The 17,918-nt window shown below is 59.7% G+C and carries 6 protein-coding genes; 4 read left to right on the top strand and 2 right to left on the bottom strand.

Annotated features, from left to right (window positions below):
• The first annotated feature begins 32 nt into the window (after positions 1 to 32).
• Positions 33 to 779 (top strand): precorrin-4 C(11)-methyltransferase, encoded by a 747-nt coding sequence (gene cobM / locus BMH52_RS06380; RefSeq protein ID WP_072434493.1) that lies wholly within the window; start codon positions 33 to 35, stop codon positions 777 to 779.
• 117 nt (positions 780 to 896) lie between these two features.
• Here the strand turns inward: cobM and nfuA are convergent, their stop codons facing one another.
• Positions 897 to 1,481, bottom strand: coding sequence for a Fe-S biogenesis protein NfuA (nfuA, locus tag BMH52_RS06375; RefSeq protein ID WP_003190728.1), 585 nt, complete (start codon positions 1,479 to 1,481; stop codon positions 897 to 899).
• A 213-nt stretch (positions 1,482 to 1,694) separates the two neighbouring features.
• On the opposite strand from nfuA, the gene BMH52_RS29505 reads away from it, so the two are divergent.
• The gene (locus BMH52_RS29505) at positions 1,695 to 6,047 is read left to right on the top strand and encodes an SET domain-containing protein (RefSeq protein ID WP_073843201.1); all 4,353 of its coding nucleotides are present in this window, start codon (positions 1,695 to 1,697) and stop codon (positions 6,045 to 6,047) included.
• A gap of 203 nt (positions 6,048 to 6,250) precedes the next feature.
• On the opposite strand, the gene BMH52_RS06365 is transcribed toward BMH52_RS29505, so the two are convergent.
• Positions 6,251 to 8,542, bottom strand: coding sequence for a fatty acid cis/trans isomerase (locus BMH52_RS06365; RefSeq protein ID WP_073843199.1), 2,292 nt, complete (start codon positions 8,540 to 8,542; stop codon positions 6,251 to 6,253).
• Positions 8,543 to 8,709: 167 nt separating this feature from the next.
• Here BMH52_RS06365 and metH point away from each other — a divergent pair, with 167 nt between their 5' ends.
• Positions 8,710 to 12,420: a methionine synthase gene (metH, locus tag BMH52_RS06360; protein WP_073843197.1), complete on the top strand. Its 3,711-nt coding sequence runs from the start codon at positions 8,710 to 8,712 to the stop codon at positions 12,418 to 12,420.
• A 633-nt stretch (positions 12,421 to 13,053) separates the two neighbouring features.
• Entirely contained in the window at positions 13,054 to 17,898 is a 4,845-nt protein-coding gene (locus tag BMH52_RS06355; RefSeq protein ID WP_073843195.1) for a dermonecrotic toxin domain-containing protein, read from the top strand.
• The last annotated feature ends 20 nt before the right edge of the window (positions 17,899 to 17,918 follow it).

Here is a 17,918-nt window from a genome sequence, read left to right as displayed (position 1 = left end):
TCATGCTCGCTCGTTTCTCAACAGGATTTTTCATGACCGTCTACTTTATTGGCGCCGGCCCCGGCGACCCGGAATTGATCACCGTCAAGGGCCAGCGGCTGATCCGCAGTTGCCCGGTGATCATCTACGCCGGCTCGCTGGTGCCCGCCGCCGTACTGGAAGGTCATCAGGCGCTCCAGGTGGTCAACAGCGCCGAGCTGCACCTGGAACAAATCATCGAGCTGATCAAGACGGCCCATGCCCAAGGCCAGGATGTGGCGCGGGTGCACTCCGGTGATCCCAGCCTGTATGGGGCGATTGGTGAACAAATACGCCATTTGCGTGAGCTGGGCATCCCTTTCCAGATCATTCCAGGGGTCACGGCGGTCGCCGCGTGCGCGGCCCTGCTGGAGACCGAACTGACCCTGCCGGACATCGCCCAAAGCGTGATCCTGACCCGTTACGCCGATAAAACCCGCATGCCCCCCGGTGAAGACTTCGACAGCCTGGCGCGGCATGGCACCACGATGGCGATTCATCTGGGGGTCAATCATCTGGAGAAAATCGTTGCCGAGCTGCTGCCGCACTATGGCGCAGACTGCCCGATTGCCGTGGTACACCGTGCCACCTGGCCGGATCAGGACTGGGTGGTGGGCACGCTGAGTGACATTGCCGAGAAAGTCGCGGCCAAGGGGTTTCGGCGAACAGCGTTGATTGTGGTGGGCCGGGTGTTGTCCAGTGACAGTTTCAGCGAGTCGTCGCTGTACCGCGCAGGGCATGCGCACCTCTATCGCCCCTGAAGCCAGCTCCCACACTTGATCTGCTTTATCAGATATATTTTGCAACTCTATGAATTTAAATAATAAAAAACGGCGCTCACGGGGCGCCGTTTTTTATGTTCGCAGTGAACACCTTACTCAGTAGTAGGCGTTTTCTTTCTGCGTGTGGTCAGTCACGTCACGTACACCCTTGAGTTCAGGAATACGTTCCAGCAGCGTGCGCTCGATGCCCTCACGCAAGGTCACGTCCGCCTGGCCGCAGCCCTGGCAGCCGCCGCCGAACTTCAGTACGGCGATACCGTCATCCACCACGTCGATCAGGCTCACCTGGCCGCCATGGCTGGCCAGCCCCGGGTTGATCTCGGTTTGCAGGTAGTAGTTGATACGCTCATTGACCGGGCTGTCGGCGTTGACGTTCGGCACCTTGGCGTTGGGGGCCTTGATGGTCAACTGGCCACCCATACGGTCGGTGGCGTAGTCGACCACGGCGTCGTCCAGGAAGGCTTCGCTGAAGGCGTCGATGTACGCGGTGAAGCTTTTGAGCCCCAGGGCGGTGTCTTCAGGCTTCTCTTCGCCGGGCTTGCAGTACGCAATGCAGGTCTCGGCGTACTGGGTGCCAGGCTGGGTGATAAAGACGCGGATGCCGATACCCGGGGTGTTCTGCTTGGACAGCAGGTCAGCCAGGTAATCGTGGGCGGCGTCGGTAATGGTTATGGCAGTCATGGAAACTCCTCACAGGCTTGCCCGCAGTTTACGCCAAATTATTACGCAGGTACAAAGTCCGAGTATTTTTGTCGGGAAAGACCTGTTCCTGTTGGCCTGACGCATCGTGACACCTGGCCATTTCTGCGAAAACCTGTGCCTACCTATATAGCCCCCCCGCAAACCCCGGCTCAATAGAGTGAATCCTCTTCGACTACGGATTGTGAGGATTGAATGAATAACGCATTGCAGAGCTTCTATTTCAAGGGCTTGCCGGAACAGCAAGCGCATTTGGACCATCTGATTGATTTCGTGACGACACAAGGCTCGCTGACGGCATCCGCCGCCGAGGTGTACTACTGCCCCCCGCACAACAGCGAACTGCATCGCGAGTGCAAGGAAGCCTTTCGAGTCTTGGCAAAGCTGGAAGCCGATGAAGACTTTCAGCGCTTCCTGCGGGAAAAGCCCGAACCGGATGATTCCATTATCGGCCGGGACTTCCTTTACGACCTGCTCTCCACCCTGTTCAGCAGCACGCGCTCACCGATACCCGACCCTGCCGAAACGTTCAGCATTGCCGACCATTCGGTCATCCTGCGCCATATGCCCACCTATTGGTACATCGACGCCGACGTGTTGCTGGATATCAACCGGCGTGTGGGTAACGGCCTCAAAAGCGACGGTTCGGTGCGGTTTGATCTGGTGCTCAAGTATTACTCGATCATCCCGGCACAGCCCAAAACCCGCGAGCAGTGGAAAGCGGTTCTCGCTGTCTTGCAGGAACATCACACCCTGAAAAAACTCGGACACGAAGGCAACCTCAGCGATTTGCAGCACTTGCTGGATGCGCCTGCCGACCAGAAAATCATGGAGATTATCCGCCAGATCGAAACACAAACCCGTCAATCGCTGTTCCGTCATGTATTGCCCGAAACATTTACCGCCTCACAACAGGACATGCTCACCACCACCCCCACCGTGCTGCTCGAGCAATTGCTCAATAGCCCCGATAACCTGGCACTGGGCGAACGGATTGCCAAGGCCTTGGACTGGTATGGCAGCCAGAAGGACGAAATCTGCCCAGACCCGGTAAGGGTGAAATTACTGTGGCGCGCGTTGTGGCTGACGATCATTCCCAGCACCGACTCGCTGATCGACAACGAATTGAAACTATTCATCGCGCCTGGCGCGTCTTATTCGTCGGTCCGCCAATCCTTGATCAGCCGCTATGAACATAGCTTGTCGATCAGCGCTGACGCGGCACAATTGGCGGTGTGCGTCCTCAAGGCCAATGTTGCCAGCGAAGTCTGGGTGGCCGATATTCCCGATGACCTGCCCTACGCTGCCACCAGTACCTGGGTCAATTTCAGAAGCGGCTTTCTGCTGGCCGAAACGATTGCACCGGGTTCATCGCGCCACATGAGTTTCGAACAATTGCTCAACCTGGCGGCGGAACACTTTCGCGCCAGCGGCGATGACATCAAACAACAGGCACTGGTCGCAGCGGCCAAGTTGGGCCCCACCGTGCAATGGGCACAGGCCAACGGTCTGATCGCCAGCCGATCGTCGGGCCACTCACGCGATGAGCTCACCCAGGCCGTCACCGCCCTGGAGCAGCATGAATATGAGATGTTCAACGCAATTCAGAACCTCAAACTCAAACTGCCCAGCCGTTGGCGCTTTGTCTCGGACATGGAGTACGAGAAAGCCTTTCGCGAAGCCCTTGAGGTGCCGAGAAACGCCTACAAGACCTTAATCCAGTCACTGCTTGCGCACCTGGGCAATGCGACCCTGGATGTGGATCAGGACGAGATCACCGTGTATTCATTAAGAGAAGCCCTGGACAAGGTGCCCATCGAATATGAAACCAAAGCCAAGACCGATGCCGTTCGTTACCGGACAGGTTTTATCCTACGCATCGCCAAGCCCCGCTCGCCCCTCCATGCCATCTACATCGAGGTATTCCCCTTCGCCGGCCTGCTGCGTCGACGCAAAGACCTGCAAAGCCTACCGCTAAACGGCAAAGTGGTAGAGCTACGCGACGCCATGAGCTGGGACAAGTACAGGCTGGCCACCGAAGTACCGTTTGATCGAGAGGCTTACCGCGAGAACAAAGCGCCCAGGCCAGGCAAAAAAGCTGAGTTGATCGTTGAACAAGTCGGCGAGACACTGCCTGGCATCGACGCAGGGCCGCGCATCCAATCGTTCGCGCCCAACACGCTGTATGCGCCGCGCAGTGAAACCCTGGCAAGCATGATTGCCCGCGAGCTGTTTTTCTGCGATGAGCAAGCCCTCCTGGAAAAAACCCGCAAAGACACGCGGGAGGTAGACATTCCCGCTGAGGTACTCGAAGACTTGGCGTTCTGGGGCAAGATTTTTATCCCGTTTTGGGGCGGTATCGACGACATCGCCTCCGGTGATCCCCAGCGCATCAAGTCAGGCGTCGCCGGCCTGTTCATTGACATCGTAGCTTTCGCGTTGCCGGTAGGGCGGTATGTGGCCGGCTCCACCCGCCTGCTCATCCACGCAGGCAAGACCGGGCTGCGCCTGGCGCTGCCTAAGCTCGCGAAACTGACCGGGAAGCTGGTAATTGCCACGCTCCAAGAACTCAACCCCCTGGCCGCCCTGCCCAGCCTGCTCAGGCTCGCGCGCTTTGGTTTGCTCAAGCTGGGACATAAATTGATGCGCCAGGCAAAACGGGGTATTGCCCAGCTGCGCGATGGGACGATCGCCGCAAGGCACATACGCTCGGTTGACCCTGACAGCTGGAAGCCGCTGCAGGCGGGCGATCAACTGTTTACCGTGGACGGCTTCGCCAATGTCCCGATGCGCAACGTCGGCAGCCTCGAGGCGCCGGATTATCGCTTGATCGATACCGCCTCCAATAAAGCCTTCGGGCCGCGCTTTAGAGAGCCGATCACGGTCATCAGCAACAGCAGCCCGTTGATTCGTCAGTACGCGGTTGACCCGGAGTTGATCAGAGGCCTCAAGCCCGACGCACGCGGTATCTTCTCCCGAGCGGACTACAACCAGAAGTTCATCTGTAATGTTGATGACAAGGGCAAAATCGCGGTGTACCAGGTTCGCGACAATTCCTATGGGTTCATTCAGGAGGCCGCCGCGGGCGCCGACACCAGCTTTTCTATCGTACTGGTCAATCCGAGGAGCAATCGCGATTTGTCGATCACGCTGTCGTCGGTGGAGCCTGGTCATTGGTATTCAGGCCCGATCAAGCTCGCGGGCGGCGCGCCGGATGCGCCAAGCGTGGTAACGCCCTCAGTGCTGTTGAAATGGACCGAGGCCAGTGAAGACGCCCTGAAAAAAACCATGGACAACTTCGTCAGCACTTACAACCTGGACCCCAGCGCCTTTCGGCAGTTCGTCAACAGCCGCAACACCCTGACACCCCGAGGGCGAAAGATGCTGGACCGTGCAGGGACCGCCCGCACCTGCGTCACTTACGAGCATATGGAGCACTGGAGCAAGGCGTCCCAGCGCGAGCGCAACAGCCTCACCCTTGAAGGCTTCGCCGCCGACCATAACCTGGACCCGGTGGCCTTTGCCGAGCATGTAAACATTGATGGCACCTATCGAGCGGCAGGCAAAGTACTCGCCAAATACGCCAGAGGTGAACAATTCGACGACCTGAAACCCGAACACCTGCAAGCGTGGAACAAGCACTACAACGCCACCAACTCAAGGGTGTCCATGCACGCATTTGTCGAGCAGAACAACCTCAACCCGGTTATCTGGAGTGACTACGTCAATGACAATGGCAGCATGACCCGCGCCGGTAGAGAAAGGTGGCTGTTCGGACAACGAAGCCCGGTGGACGAGCCCGTGGCCAGGAAGCGGCCTGCGCCCCCCACGGCAGGTAGCTCAAAACGTCCGCGGCTGGACGATGGCGCCACACCCACGCGGCGCCGATCCACTTCAATCACGGCGTCTTTTGATCATAAAATCAACAATAATGCGCCAATTCTGCAAGACCCCAACGACGTCAGGCGCAGCTTGACCCTTGAACTTGAAGGTCCGTTGCAAAAAATAGAGATCACCGACGCCAACCAGTTTTTTGACGAGTTCACCGGCCTGCAATACGTCGAAGTCAAAGAGGCTGCAACCAAGAGTATCCGTGAATGGATCGCCAAGGAAGGCAATCATCATCGCCGGCTTGATCGCCTTTTGGAGGTCAAGAAACTGCAGGAGGGCCCAGAGCGTGGCCTGTCGGTCGTAGCCAGAACCGATATAAAACGCTTCGATGTCCTTGGGCCGTATACCGGCAAGCTGCACCTTGATCAAGCCTCGATCAATACCGAGATACTGGAAAAAGGTGAAGCGGCCGTCGGCACGTATTTATTCCAGACCCACACTCATGGCGCGACTATCAGCGGCCACGGTAACAGCAACACGCTAAGCCTGATCAATGCGGTCAAGGTGCCCAATCTGCCCGACGTTGGCATCGAAAATGTCGGCGCCGTGTATGTAGGCAAATACATGGTGTTCATAGTCGCTTGGCGGGATATCCCTGCCGGGACCGAGTTGCTGATGGACTATGGTAAAGCCTACTGGAAGTACGTGAGGCCCTGAGCCGCCAAACGGCAGTCCTAATGCTTTTGCCTGATGGGTAACGCATCATCAATGCCAAACCAATGTTTGAGCCTGCGATGCGTAGCCTTCTCCAACACCTGGTAACTGGCCCATGCGCCCAGCGCAATGACAGCGATGCACACCGCTATCATTGCGTAGGGGTCTATTGCCCTGTGCTCGATGGCCCAGCGCAACGCGAGCAGTTATAGGTTCTCATAGCGGTTCATGTCCAATACGCCCTCTTCCACCGGCGTGGTTTCGTGGATGTACCGCGACAAGTCATGGAAGTACTGCCAGAACAGCGGGTGACTGCGGCGCACACCCCAGCGGTCGACGATTTTCTCGAAGCTCTTGGCGTCCTTGGCCTGCTCCATCTGCGCGACAAACTCAGGCACTTGCCGGGCCGGGATATTGAACATGAAGTTCGGGTAGCTGCTGAGCACGCCTGGGTAGATGGTCACGGTGTCCAGGCCCGGCTGATAGCGATATGCCTCACCCAGCAGGAACGCCACGTTACTGTGGGCACGGTTGCGCAGCAGGCTGTAGACCTCGCGCTTGCCGCTGGCGGTTTCGATGCGCAGCATGGTGGCTTCGGGCAATTGCTCGATCACCTTGAGCCCCGCCGCCGGCCGCGAGGTCAGGCGGCTCAGGGCTTGCTCGGCATCCTGCAAGGCCGGGTCGATGCCGTCGCGGGAGCAGAACGCGCCGCTGCAGCGGTTGATCGGGTCGGGGCTGGCGTTCAAATGGCCGTAGCGGGTCAGCAACTGGTTGGCGAAGTCACGCTTGGGGTCCTTCTCGCTCAGGTGCAAACCACTGGCCTTGTCATCGTCAATCGCTTCGTAGTCCAGCCACAGCTTGAGCTTGCCGCTGTTCTGGTACCAATCGTCCATGAAGTCTTCGCGGGTGTCGGCAGGCATCAGGCGCAGGAAGTTCTGCTCGGCGCCGTTGCGGATCAGGTCGAAATACAGGCGGGTCTGGCCCTGGTGCGAGACGTTGCCAAACACATCGAAATTCACCGCCAGCTGGTAATAGGTGCGTTCCAGCAGTGGGTAGTCGAACAGCCACATCGTCTGCGGAACCTCGCCAATCAGGCCCTTGGTCACCGAGGCGCTGTCGAAATGGCGGAAAATGCTCAACAAGGCGTTGTCATTGCCCGCCCACAATGTCGACCAGCTCGGCGCCGGCAGGTCTGCATAGTTGTCACGGCGCAAGGCTTCGTACTGGTTGCGCTTGTCGCGATAGGCCAGCCACAGGCTCAGCACACTGCCCACGTCGTCATTCTGCCCAGGCATGGCCAGCAACGGCGTGGCCTGGCCGCGATAACGCGCATCGGTGATGTACAGATCGTGGTCGGGGTCCTGGAACAGCGTCCAGAAGTTATCGCGGATCACGTCCGTAGCGATCTGCCCACGGCACACCGGCCCGCGAATGAAGGTACGCACGAAGTACTCAGCGTTATCGAGCATGAATTGGTAGCGCGCTTTGGCCGGAATGGCTTCGAATGTCGCGAACGGATTGGCCCGGCTACCGGGGCCATAGCCTGGCAAGGCCGTGACTTGCCAGTCGCCGCCGTAGAACAACGCCTTGATCCGCGCCATCTTCGCCGCGCTGAAGGGGTAAGTGATGTGAGTTTTATGCACGATCACACCCTGCACCGGCCACAGGCGGTAGTACACCTGGGTGCCTGGGTCGTCGTTGGGGCGGCGTGTGGCGATCAGGTCAATCGGCTGGCCACTGGGCGTACGCGAACGCACCCACTGGAAGTAATGCCCCGGCTCGCCGTTCTCGAAATAGATATGCGCCAGGAACAAATGCTCGAACAGCCAGCGCGCCACCAGGCTTTCCCGGGCGCCCGGCTGGTTGAACAGGTTTTCCCACTGTTGCACTTGCAACGCTTCCCTGGCACTCGGCGCCAGGCCCTGCTCGTCAATCGGCGCGCCGGAGGCCAGCCAGCGTTGCAAAGTCTGGTATTGCTGATCGGTCAGGCCGGTGACCGCCAGCGGCATACCTTCCTTGGGGTGAGCGCCGGCATAGGCACTGAACTCGCCGGGCGTTGCGCACATATTTTCGCGGTTGAGCCCCAGCACAATGTTGTCGGGCAGCTTGGCATTGGGCGCCAGCGGCGCGTTGTGCCCCAGCTCCAGCATGCGCGCCATCAGCGCAGCCTGGCTGCCCTGGGCGTCCAGCACCGAATAGAAGCCCTTTTGCTGCCACGCCTGCTTCCCGAATGCGTCATAAAACAAACGCGTCGTTGGCGTGGCCTGGCTGCGCTCGCCGTCATACACCGGCATTTTGCTTGCCCCGCGTGCGGCGCCCTCGGCGCTCCCCAAGTTGAGCTGGCAGGCGGAGTCGTAGCAGGCGTGGCAGGCCACGCATTTCTCGGTGAAGATCGGTTGGATATCGCGGGTATAGGAAATCGCCGAAGCGGGACCCTCTGCCTGCGCAGTACTGGCTATCAAGGCCAGGACGGCGCTGACGATCAAACGAAGTGACATGTATCGGGTCCCGATTCAAGGCGTGCGGTCTGTGAAATGGCGGTGATTCTACCGGGCCATGACCGCCAGCAACATGAGCGATATTCATGCACAACCCGGACATGCTCCAAATCGGCACAGGTTTGCTATGATTCACGCCCTCCGTAATGCCTGACCAGAGTAGTCCCATGCCCGATCGTAGCGCTCGCCTGCAAGCCCTTCACCAAGCCCTCAAGGAACGCATCCTGATCCTTGATGGTGGCATGGGCACGATGATCCAGAGCTATAAGCTCGAGGAGCAGGACTACCGTGGCAAACGCTTCGCCGATTGGCCAAGCGACGTCAAGGGCAACAACGACCTGCTGGTGCTGACCCGCCCGGACGTGATCGGCGGCATTGAAAAAGCCTACCTGGACGCCGGCGCCGACATCCTTGAAACCAACACCTTCAACGCCACGCGAATCTCCATGGCCGATTACGGCATGGAAGAACTGGCCTATGAACTGAACGTGGAAGGCGCACGCCTGGCGCGCAAGGTGGCCGACGCCAAAACCCACGAGAACCCGGCCAAGCCGCGTTTTGTCGCCGGTGTACTGGGCCCGACCAGCCGCACCTGCTCGCTGTCGCCAGACGTCAACAACCCCGGCTACCGCAACGTGACCTTCGATGAGCTGGTGGAAAACTACACCGAAGCCACCAAGGGCCTGATCGAAGGCGGCGCCGACCTGATCCTGATCGAAACCATCTTCGACACCCTTAACGCCAAGGCCGCGATCTTCGCCGTGCAAGGGGTGTTCGAGGAACTGGGCGTGGAACTGCCGATCATGATCTCCGGCACCATCACCGACGCCTCCGGCCGTACCCTGTCGGGCCAGACCACCGAAGCGTTCTGGAACTCTGTGGCCCACGCCAAGCCGATCTCGGTCGGTTTGAACTGCGCCCTGGGGGCCAGTGAACTGCGCCCCTACCTGGAAGAGTTGTCGAACAAGGCCAACACCCACGTTTCGGCGCACCCCAACGCCGGTCTGCCCAACGAATTCGGCGAGTACGATGAACTGCCGTCAGAAACCGCCAAGGTCATCGAAGAATTCGCCCAAAGCGGCTTCCTGAACATCGTCGGCGGTTGCTGCGGCACCACGCCTGGGCATATCGAAGCCATCGCCAAGGCTGTGGCCGGTTACGCGCCGCGCCCGATCCCGGACATTCCCAAGGCCTGCCGCCTGTCGGGCCTGGAGCCGTTCACCATCGACCGCAGTTCGTTGTTCGTCAACGTCGGCGAACGTACCAACATCACGGGCTCGGCCAAGTTCGCCCGCCTGATCCGCGAAGACAATTACACCGAAGCCCTGGAAGTCGCCCTGCAGCAGGTGGAAGCCGGCGCCCAGGTGATCGACATCAACATGGACGAAGGCATGTTGGATTCGAAGAAGGCCATGGTGACCTTCCTCAATCTGATCGCCGGCGAGCCGGACATCTCCCGCGTACCGATCATGATCGACTCCTCCAAGTGGGAGGTGATCGAAGCCGGCCTCAAGTGCATCCAGGGCAAGGGGATCGTCAACTCCATCAGCATGAAGGAAGGTGTGGAGCAGTTCATTCACCACGCCAAGCTGTGCAAGCGCTACGGCGCGGCGGTGGTGGTGATGGCGTTCGACGAAGCCGGTCAGGCTGACACCGAAGCGCGCAAGAAAGAAATCTGCAAACGCTCCTACGACATCCTGGTCAATGAAGTGGGCTTCCCGCCGGAAGACATCATCTTCGACCCGAACATCTTCGCGGTCGCCACCGGCATCGAAGAACACAACAACTACGCCGTCGACTTCATTAATGCCTGTGCCTATATCCGGGATGAACTGCCCTACGCGCTGACCTCCGGTGGCGTGTCCAACGTGTCGTTCTCGTTCCGGGGCAACAACCCGGTGCGCGAAGCGATCCACTCGGTGTTCCTGCTGCATGCGATCCGTGCGGGCCTGACCATGGGTATCGTCAACGCCGGCCAGTTGGAGATCTACGACCAGATCCCCGCCGAGCTGCGTGACGCCGTCGAAGACGTGGTACTCAACCGTACGCCGGACGGCACCGACGCCCTGCTGGCGATTGCCGACAAGTACAAGGGCGACGGCAGCGTCAAGGAAGCCGAGACCGAGGAATGGCGTGGCTGGGAGGTCAACAAACGTCTGGAACACGCGCTGGTCAAGGGCATCACCACGCACATTGTCGAAGACACCGAAGAATCGCGCCTGTCGTTTGCGCGCCCGATCGAAGTGATCGAAGGCCCGCTGATGTCCGGCATGAACATCGTCGGCGATCTGTTTGGCGCCGGTAAGATGTTCCTGCCCCAGGTGGTGAAATCCGCCCGGGTGATGAAGCAGGCGGTGGCGCACTTGATCCCGTTCATCGAGCTGGAAAAAGGCGACAAGCCCGAAGCCAAGGGCAAGATCCTGATGGCCACGGTCAAGGGCGACGTGCATGACATCGGCAAGAACATTGTCGGCGTGGTGCTGGGTTGCAACGGCTATGACATCGTCGACCTGGGGGTGATGGTACCGGCGGAGAAGATCCTGCAGGTAGCCAAGGAGCAGAAGTGCGACATCATCGGTCTGTCCGGCCTGATCACCCCGTCTCTGGATGAAATGGTGCATGTGGCCCGCGAGATGCAGCGCCAGGATTTCCACCTGCCGCTGATGATCGGGGGCGCCACCACTTCCAAGGCGCACACGGCGGTGAAGATCGAGCCCAAGTACAGCAATGACGCGGTGATTTACGTCACCGACGCCTCCCGCGCCGTGGGCGTGGCCACCCAGTTGCTGTCCAAGGAGTTGAAGGCCGGCTTCGTCGAAAAGACCCGTCTGGAATACATCGACGTACGTGAGCGCACCTCCAACCGTAGTGCACGCACCGAGCGCCTGAGCTACCCGGCGGCCATCGCCAAGAAGCCGCAGTTCGACTGGAGCAGCTACACCCCGGTCAAACCGACCTTTACCGGCGCCAAGGTGCTGGACAATATCGACCTCAACGTCCTCGCCGAATACATCGACTGGACGCCGTTCTTCATCTCCTGGGACCTGGCCGGCAAGTTCCCGCGCATCCTCACCGATGAAGTGGTGGGTGAAGCGGCAACCGCGCTGTATGCCGATGCCCGGGAAATGCTCAAGAAACTGATCGACGAAAAACTCATCAGCGCCCGTGCGGTGTTCGGTTTCTGGCCGACCAACCAGGTGCAGGACGATGATCTGGAAGTCTACGGTGACGACGGCGAGCCCATCGCCAAACTGCATCACCTGCGCCAGCAGATCATCAAGACCGACGGCAAGCCGAACTTTTCCCTGGCCGACTTCGTCGCGCCCAAGGACAGCGGCGTGACCGACTATATCGGTGGTTTTATCACCACCGCCGGCATCGGTGCCGAAGAAGTGGCCAAGGCTTACCAGGACGCCGGCGATGACTACAACTCGATCATGGTCAAGGCCCTCGCCGACCGTCTCGCCGAAGCCTGCGCCGAATGGCTGCACCAGCAAGTGCGTAAAGAGCACTGGGGTTATGCCAAGGACGAGCAACTGGACAACGAGGCGCTGATCAAAGAGCAATACAGCGGCATTCGCCCTGCCCCCGGCTACCCGGCGTGCCCGGACCACACAGAAAAGGCCCAGCTGTTTCAACTACTGGACCCAGAGGCGCGTGAAATGCACGCCGGGCGCAGCGGCGTATTCCTCACCGAGCACTACGCGATGTTCCCGGCAGCGGCGGTCAGCGGCTGGTACTTTGCCCACCCGCAAGCGCAGTATTTTGCGGTGGGCAAAGTCGACAAGGATCAGGTGACCAGCTACACCGCACGCAAAGGCCAGGACCTGAGCGTGACAGAGCGCTGGCTGGCGCCGAACCTGGGTTACGACAACTGAAGGCCTGCCCGGCTCGATACCGCCGTGTCGACGGCCCCGGTTGCGGCGATGCCGGACCGGGCCGTGGCGCTACGGTGACAGTTGCCTGTAATGCCTGCACCTCCTTAACAATTGTCGGGACAGCCCCAGCAAACGCTGGCCCTTGATCAGCCGCCGCATCCCCGTACGCCTCGGTATCGTGCAGTCGTTCGAGCAAATGGAAAAAGCGCTCATGCCCCGGCTCATCGGCCAGTTGTTGCCATAACTGCCGCCTGGGGACGGCCAAGTCCTGCGGTGGTCGCTGTACTTGTCGCCAATGGCAAAATACACACAGCCTGTCAGCCTGATTTTCATCAGGCTCATTCCCGCACATAACCTGAAGTCGCCGCAGGTTGCTTGTCAACGACACGCTGGGTGGGTAGATCAGACATTCGGTCACTCCGGTGATTGGGAATGACAGAACATCACCGTCCAGACGCTGCTCGGTGGTGAATATATACGGTGCAGAGTTGTTGGCACCCCAACTGATAGGCTCGCGGTAATCACCTACCGCACCCGCAATGACCAAATGCGATTTCCTGTGCCGGACCGATTCCCGGTCCGCTGGGCCGGCAGCTCAGAACAACCGGTTTTACACAGGAAACGGATTTCGTCATGCCCGAACCCATTACACCCGCGTCAACCCTGGCCTTTCGCCAATTACCCGCCCAGGCCGTACATGCGCGTTTCGCCACCCGCCCAGCCTTGTATTCAGTGCTGTTGAACGCCCTGCGCGAGCGTATTCTGGAACGCTACCCGTCGCTGAAGCTGGACTGGCAGACGGTCAAACTGGCAAGCCCTCAGCCATCCGGCGGTTACGCCTATCCCGCATTGATGGAAGTGGCTATCGCCCATGTGCTGAACCCGCAGACGCTTGACCTGCACTCCGTGCGCGAGCGTCCCTACTTCCTCACCCAGACGCCACCCGAAGTGATCAAGCCCGAGGGCCTGCCGGGTCTCGACATGCAAGTCATCGCACAGATCATAGACGAGCTGCCAGCCTCGCTCTATCTGTACATGCAGCATGAGCTGGCCGACTACTGGAGCCAGGTTGACGAGCATGGCAACAGTCGCTGGCAGTGGCTCAGCGAGTTCCTCAACGGTCGGATGACCGCGGCGGCGGCGGGTTCTTCAACCTTGACCGACACGCAGCGTGACATGTTGACGGTGGTCGCCGCCTGGCCGGCACAACGTGAGCGCCTGCCCCGCTCCTCACCGGCCACCTATGTGTATTTCATAGAAACCACGCTCGCCGACGCCGGCAAAACCGTGCGCGTACTCACCCCAGATCTGCTGCTGGTACGTGAAAAACAGCTGCTGCTGTACAGCGTGGCCGGCAAGATCGACACGTTCGACTCACTGGCGGCGTTCAGCCAGGCCTGGGGCGCGAAGATGCAGGAGCAGTTCCGATTCGACAGCCTGACCTGGCGGCGCAACGAGCCGGTCGCCAATGTGTTTGAGCAACAGGCGGGGCTGATCCTCAATACACACCTGGAAGACCTGGAGACCCTGTCTTTCCAGGGTCAAGACGAAAAAACCCTTGAGCAGCACCTGGAGAAGATCACCGATCCGGCACGCTATTTCACCGACGTCCCGATCGCCGCCGCCGAACGGCTCGATGCCGTGAGCCAGCGACTGCCGGCATGGCTCGCGCAAGCCGACAATACTGATCGATTTGCCTACCACCGCCATCTGCAGGACATGGCGCAGGTGCTGCAAAAAAACCAGGGCCGCGCGTTCAACGAGGGCATTGAAAACATCCACACGTTCAGCCGGGCCGCGCTACGCAAGCAGATGCAGGCTGATCATGGTGACGTCGACCCCGATGCCGTGCTGTTGGATTTCACCGTGGCCGCCGGTTATCCAGGGGGAGCCGGAATTGTCGAGCATGTGCGCATGTCGCTGACGGAACTGGCTCTGAAGAACCTCGCTGGCAAGCCCTCTGGCACGTTAGCGCTGTCCTCCCGGACGACAACACCGTTGCCAGGCTGGTTGAACGAAGATTATCTGTTGGGCAGCAGCGGTCTGATCCGGCGCGTCGATATCGGCACCACCTACCCCGAAGCCCTCAAAGACCTGTTGTTGTCCGACACGGTCGATGCTCGCCGCAGGGAGTCGCTGTTTACTCGGGAACTCAAGGTCCATCTGCCGATGCAGGCACTGGAGTACAAGATTCGCCAGCAGCACGGCATGACCGTCACCGGTTATCGGTACGTCAAGGCGCTGATGGCGCAAATGCCTGCCGACAGGATCGTTGACGGCCAGGAGATCGTCTTGCGCCCGCTGGCCCTGTGCCGCAAGACCGGGGCTGCGCCGGATCAAGCCAGCAATATTTTCATCATCGAGCCACGCGATATCAGTGCGGGCCCACATTTGCTGTATCGACCGTTGTATGCCGATGCCCTGCATCAATACCCCACTCGCCAGGCGCTGCTGGAGGCCATTGCCCAGCCAGGCGAGTTGCAGGACAGCGTGCTGGACTGGTTATCGGAGAAAGCCCGCCCCATCTACGCCCACGGAGGTATCAAGGAACCGCACATCATTCGTTTCCTGCCCGGCGATGAATACAGCCTGGCCGAGAAACCCGCCCCGGCGACCCTGGCGGTTGATGAGGGTGCCGGTGAATGGCTGCAATCGCAGGTCAACGGCCAACTGCTTAATCATCTGTTCGGCAGTACAGCGCGGGCGCTGGTCGATTTGGCGGACCGTGAATCAGTCTCCAACACCGAAAGCCGCTGGGCCGTCTTGATGGAAGGTGCGTGGTTGCTGTTCAACACCTTGTTGCTGCCGCTGGTACGCGGCCCAGCCATGTTGGCGGGCTGGTTTCTGGTGCTGGTCGCCAGCCTGGAGCAGGATCTGGCGGGGTTGGACAGCACGGACCCGATTACGCGTGAATCGGCATTGATCGATCTGCTGCTCAATACCGCCATGGTGTTGCTGCATGGCGCATCCGCGTCTGGCACGCCGTTACTGGAAGCTGATACAGAGGCCCGTGGTTTGCGACTGGCAGCCTGGCGCCGTGCCCCGGGCACGCCGGAAGCGGAACAACTGCCAGCGATACGCGAGGGCGTGGTGTCGCTGCCCGGTGAGCCGCCGGCGACGGGTGATACGGTGCTGGACTTCAGCCGGTCCCTGGCCAGCCCTCAAGCCAGTGAACGGCTCAGAGCGATGCTCGATATTCAGGTGCCCTGGCCCTCGTCACTGCCGGCCCCGCAAGCGAGCGGTGCACTCAAGGGCCTCTACCGCATTGACGGCGTCTGGCACGCCAGCCTTGGCGGGCTGCTGTTCCAAGTCAGCGTGACACCGGGGTTCGGCGAGGTCTACCTGGTGCACCCCAAACATCCTCAACATCCAGGCTTCAGGCTGATAAGCGACGGCCAAGGACATTGGCGCCTTGACCGCCACGCGAGGCTCAACGGCGGCATGCCCCGTGACCGATTGAGTACCTGGCAAAAGGAACGTGCCGAACGCCTGCGGACTCTGAATTCAGAGCTCACTGCGCTCAACGCCACGATGTTTTCCTTGATGGGTGCCTCTTTTACCTCTGAAAGAGCCCTGACGATCGCCCGTACCAATCTGGTCGAACAGAGTAAGAACCTGCGCAAGGATTGGTTGCTGCTGGCCAGTTCCAAGAGCATTCCGAAACTGCACGCCGAAGTGGTCAAGCGTCATGAGCAACGCCGCATTGCAACCGCACAGGCCAGGATCCAGTGGGATATTGCCCTGGACAACCAGCGCCGACACGGGCTACCCGTTGTCGAACTGATGAAAAAAATCCAGGCCAAGGCCAACGAGCTGATGAGCCTGGATAGGACTGACCCGGCCCACGAGCGCGCGCGGGACAGGGCCATCAAAACCCTTTACAGCTTCTGGGGCGGGCTTTATGAGTCTCTCTCCCAACGAATGTCAGACACCCTTGAGACCGAGCGCGGCGAAAGTTATGACGAGCTGAATGCGCGCACTAAGCAGGAGTTGCCCAATGACATCACCGACGCCTACGACGACTACATCAACCTGCAGAAACGCCAGGTCCAGGCGCTCGAACACATGATCGAGCCCGCAGAAAAAATCGAGACGCTGCTCAAGGAAGCTACCCCGGCAACACGTCAGTTTTTACTGCAAGACAGACCCACCGATCAAAACATCCACTCAGTGATCATCAAGCAACATGCGCTGCTGGTGTTTATCGACTTGGTATTAAACCGTGCGCACGGCTCAAGGGAGCTGGCGGAGTATCCTTTCGTCAGTGAACTGACCGACCCACGCACGGCAACCAGCCTGTCGGCGCATACGGAAATGATGACGACCAGCGGCTACTCGACCCTAGAGCAGATCGATGTACTCAAGAGTGTCCTGGAGCGCTATGAGCAATTGGAAAACGCCGTCAACTCATTGACTGAAATGGGTTCAGGGTTTATTCGCGAAGAATACCGCGAGCCCTTCCTGCAACATCTGGCCCAAGCCCGCACCAGCCTTGAAACCCAACTGGCCCATTCGATTTTGGTCGAGGAGGGTTTTGCCCCTGTCACGCCCCCCGACAGCGCCACGCGACTCAAAGCCTCGAGTCGCAGAGTCATCACCACCCGCGACAGGAGGACCCTGGTAGGAGACTTGCGTGTCGGCCAGCCGGATGCGCCAGGCAATTTCGTCGATATCAAAGACCCGCTGACCGGCAAGACGCTCGCCACCTACCTTGAACACGCCAGTGAGGGGTTCTGGAATGTCGTAGAGCCAGCCCGCGCCGCACCGCCTGCTGAGGTGGCGCTTAAGCGCCCACTGAGGGCAATAGAGGCACAGGCACAAACGGTCAAAGACGAGCGCGCGGGAATTGATCGCAGTATTCATTTTCAACAACGCAAACTCAACGACCCCAGCCGACTGGAAAGCCTGGCCCCCCATGAATGGGATGTCATGCTGACGCAACATGCGCAAAAATTCACAACCCTGGCTGAAGAACTCAAGCGCGACCATGCCACAGACGCCCGTGCCACCGAGCTGATCGACCGTTACCAGGAAGAGGCCGCCGCCGCCACCCGGCAAGCACGCGAGGCATGCAGCCTCGGTTACAAGTTGCAGCGCCCCAGGGCAGCCCATGTGGCCTATTTATGGCGACACGGTTTTGTCGACATCAACCTGGTCCGCAGCCGTGTCCCGTTAAAAGCGGGGGACTACCTGACCGAGTATGCGATACGCGATAAAAGCAAAATCAGGGAAGGCAAACAAGGTGAGGACGCCGTGCTGTGGTACGCCCACTTCCACTACGCGACGGCCGACAAGCCGCCTGCCAGCCCTGACTTCGGGCATCTGAAAACCAAAGCTGAACGGCTGTATACCCGCAAGGACCTGATCGAGCGGGCACGTGCCGACAACCGGGCCGTGGTCAACCTGGAGAAAGCCGAGATCAAGCCGCCGCTGGACCAACAGCTATTCCTGGGTCTGGAGGTGCTCAGCCCAAGATAAGCCGTAACCGATTGTCTATG

Origin of the sequence: Pseudomonas sp. BTN1, assembly GCF_001907715.1 — a bacterium.
GTDB classification, from domain to species: Bacteria; Pseudomonadota; Gammaproteobacteria; order Pseudomonadales; family Pseudomonadaceae; genus Aquipseudomonas; species Aquipseudomonas paracarnis.
This window is presented reverse-complemented; position numbering and strand designations above follow the sequence as displayed.

Coding starts and splice junctions, on each gene's coding strand:
- nfuA (WP_003190728.1), bottom strand. CDS start 1,481: ATGACTGCCATAACCATTACCGACGCCGCCCACGATTACCTGGCTGAC.
- metH (WP_073843197.1), top strand. CDS start 8,710: ATGCCCGATCGTAGCGCTCGCCTGCAAGCCCTTCACCAAGCCCTCAAG.
- BMH52_RS06365 (WP_073843199.1), bottom strand. CDS start 8,542: ATGTCACTTCGTTTGATCGTCAGCGCCGTCCTGGCCTTGATAGCCAGT.
- cobM (WP_072434493.1), top strand. CDS start 33: ATGACCGTCTACTTTATTGGCGCCGGCCCCGGCGACCCGGAATTGATC.
- BMH52_RS06355 (WP_073843195.1), top strand. CDS start 13,054: ATGCCCGAACCCATTACACCCGCGTCAACCCTGGCCTTTCGCCAATTA.
- BMH52_RS29505 (WP_073843201.1), top strand. CDS start 1,695: ATGAATAACGCATTGCAGAGCTTCTATTTCAAGGGCTTGCCGGAACAG.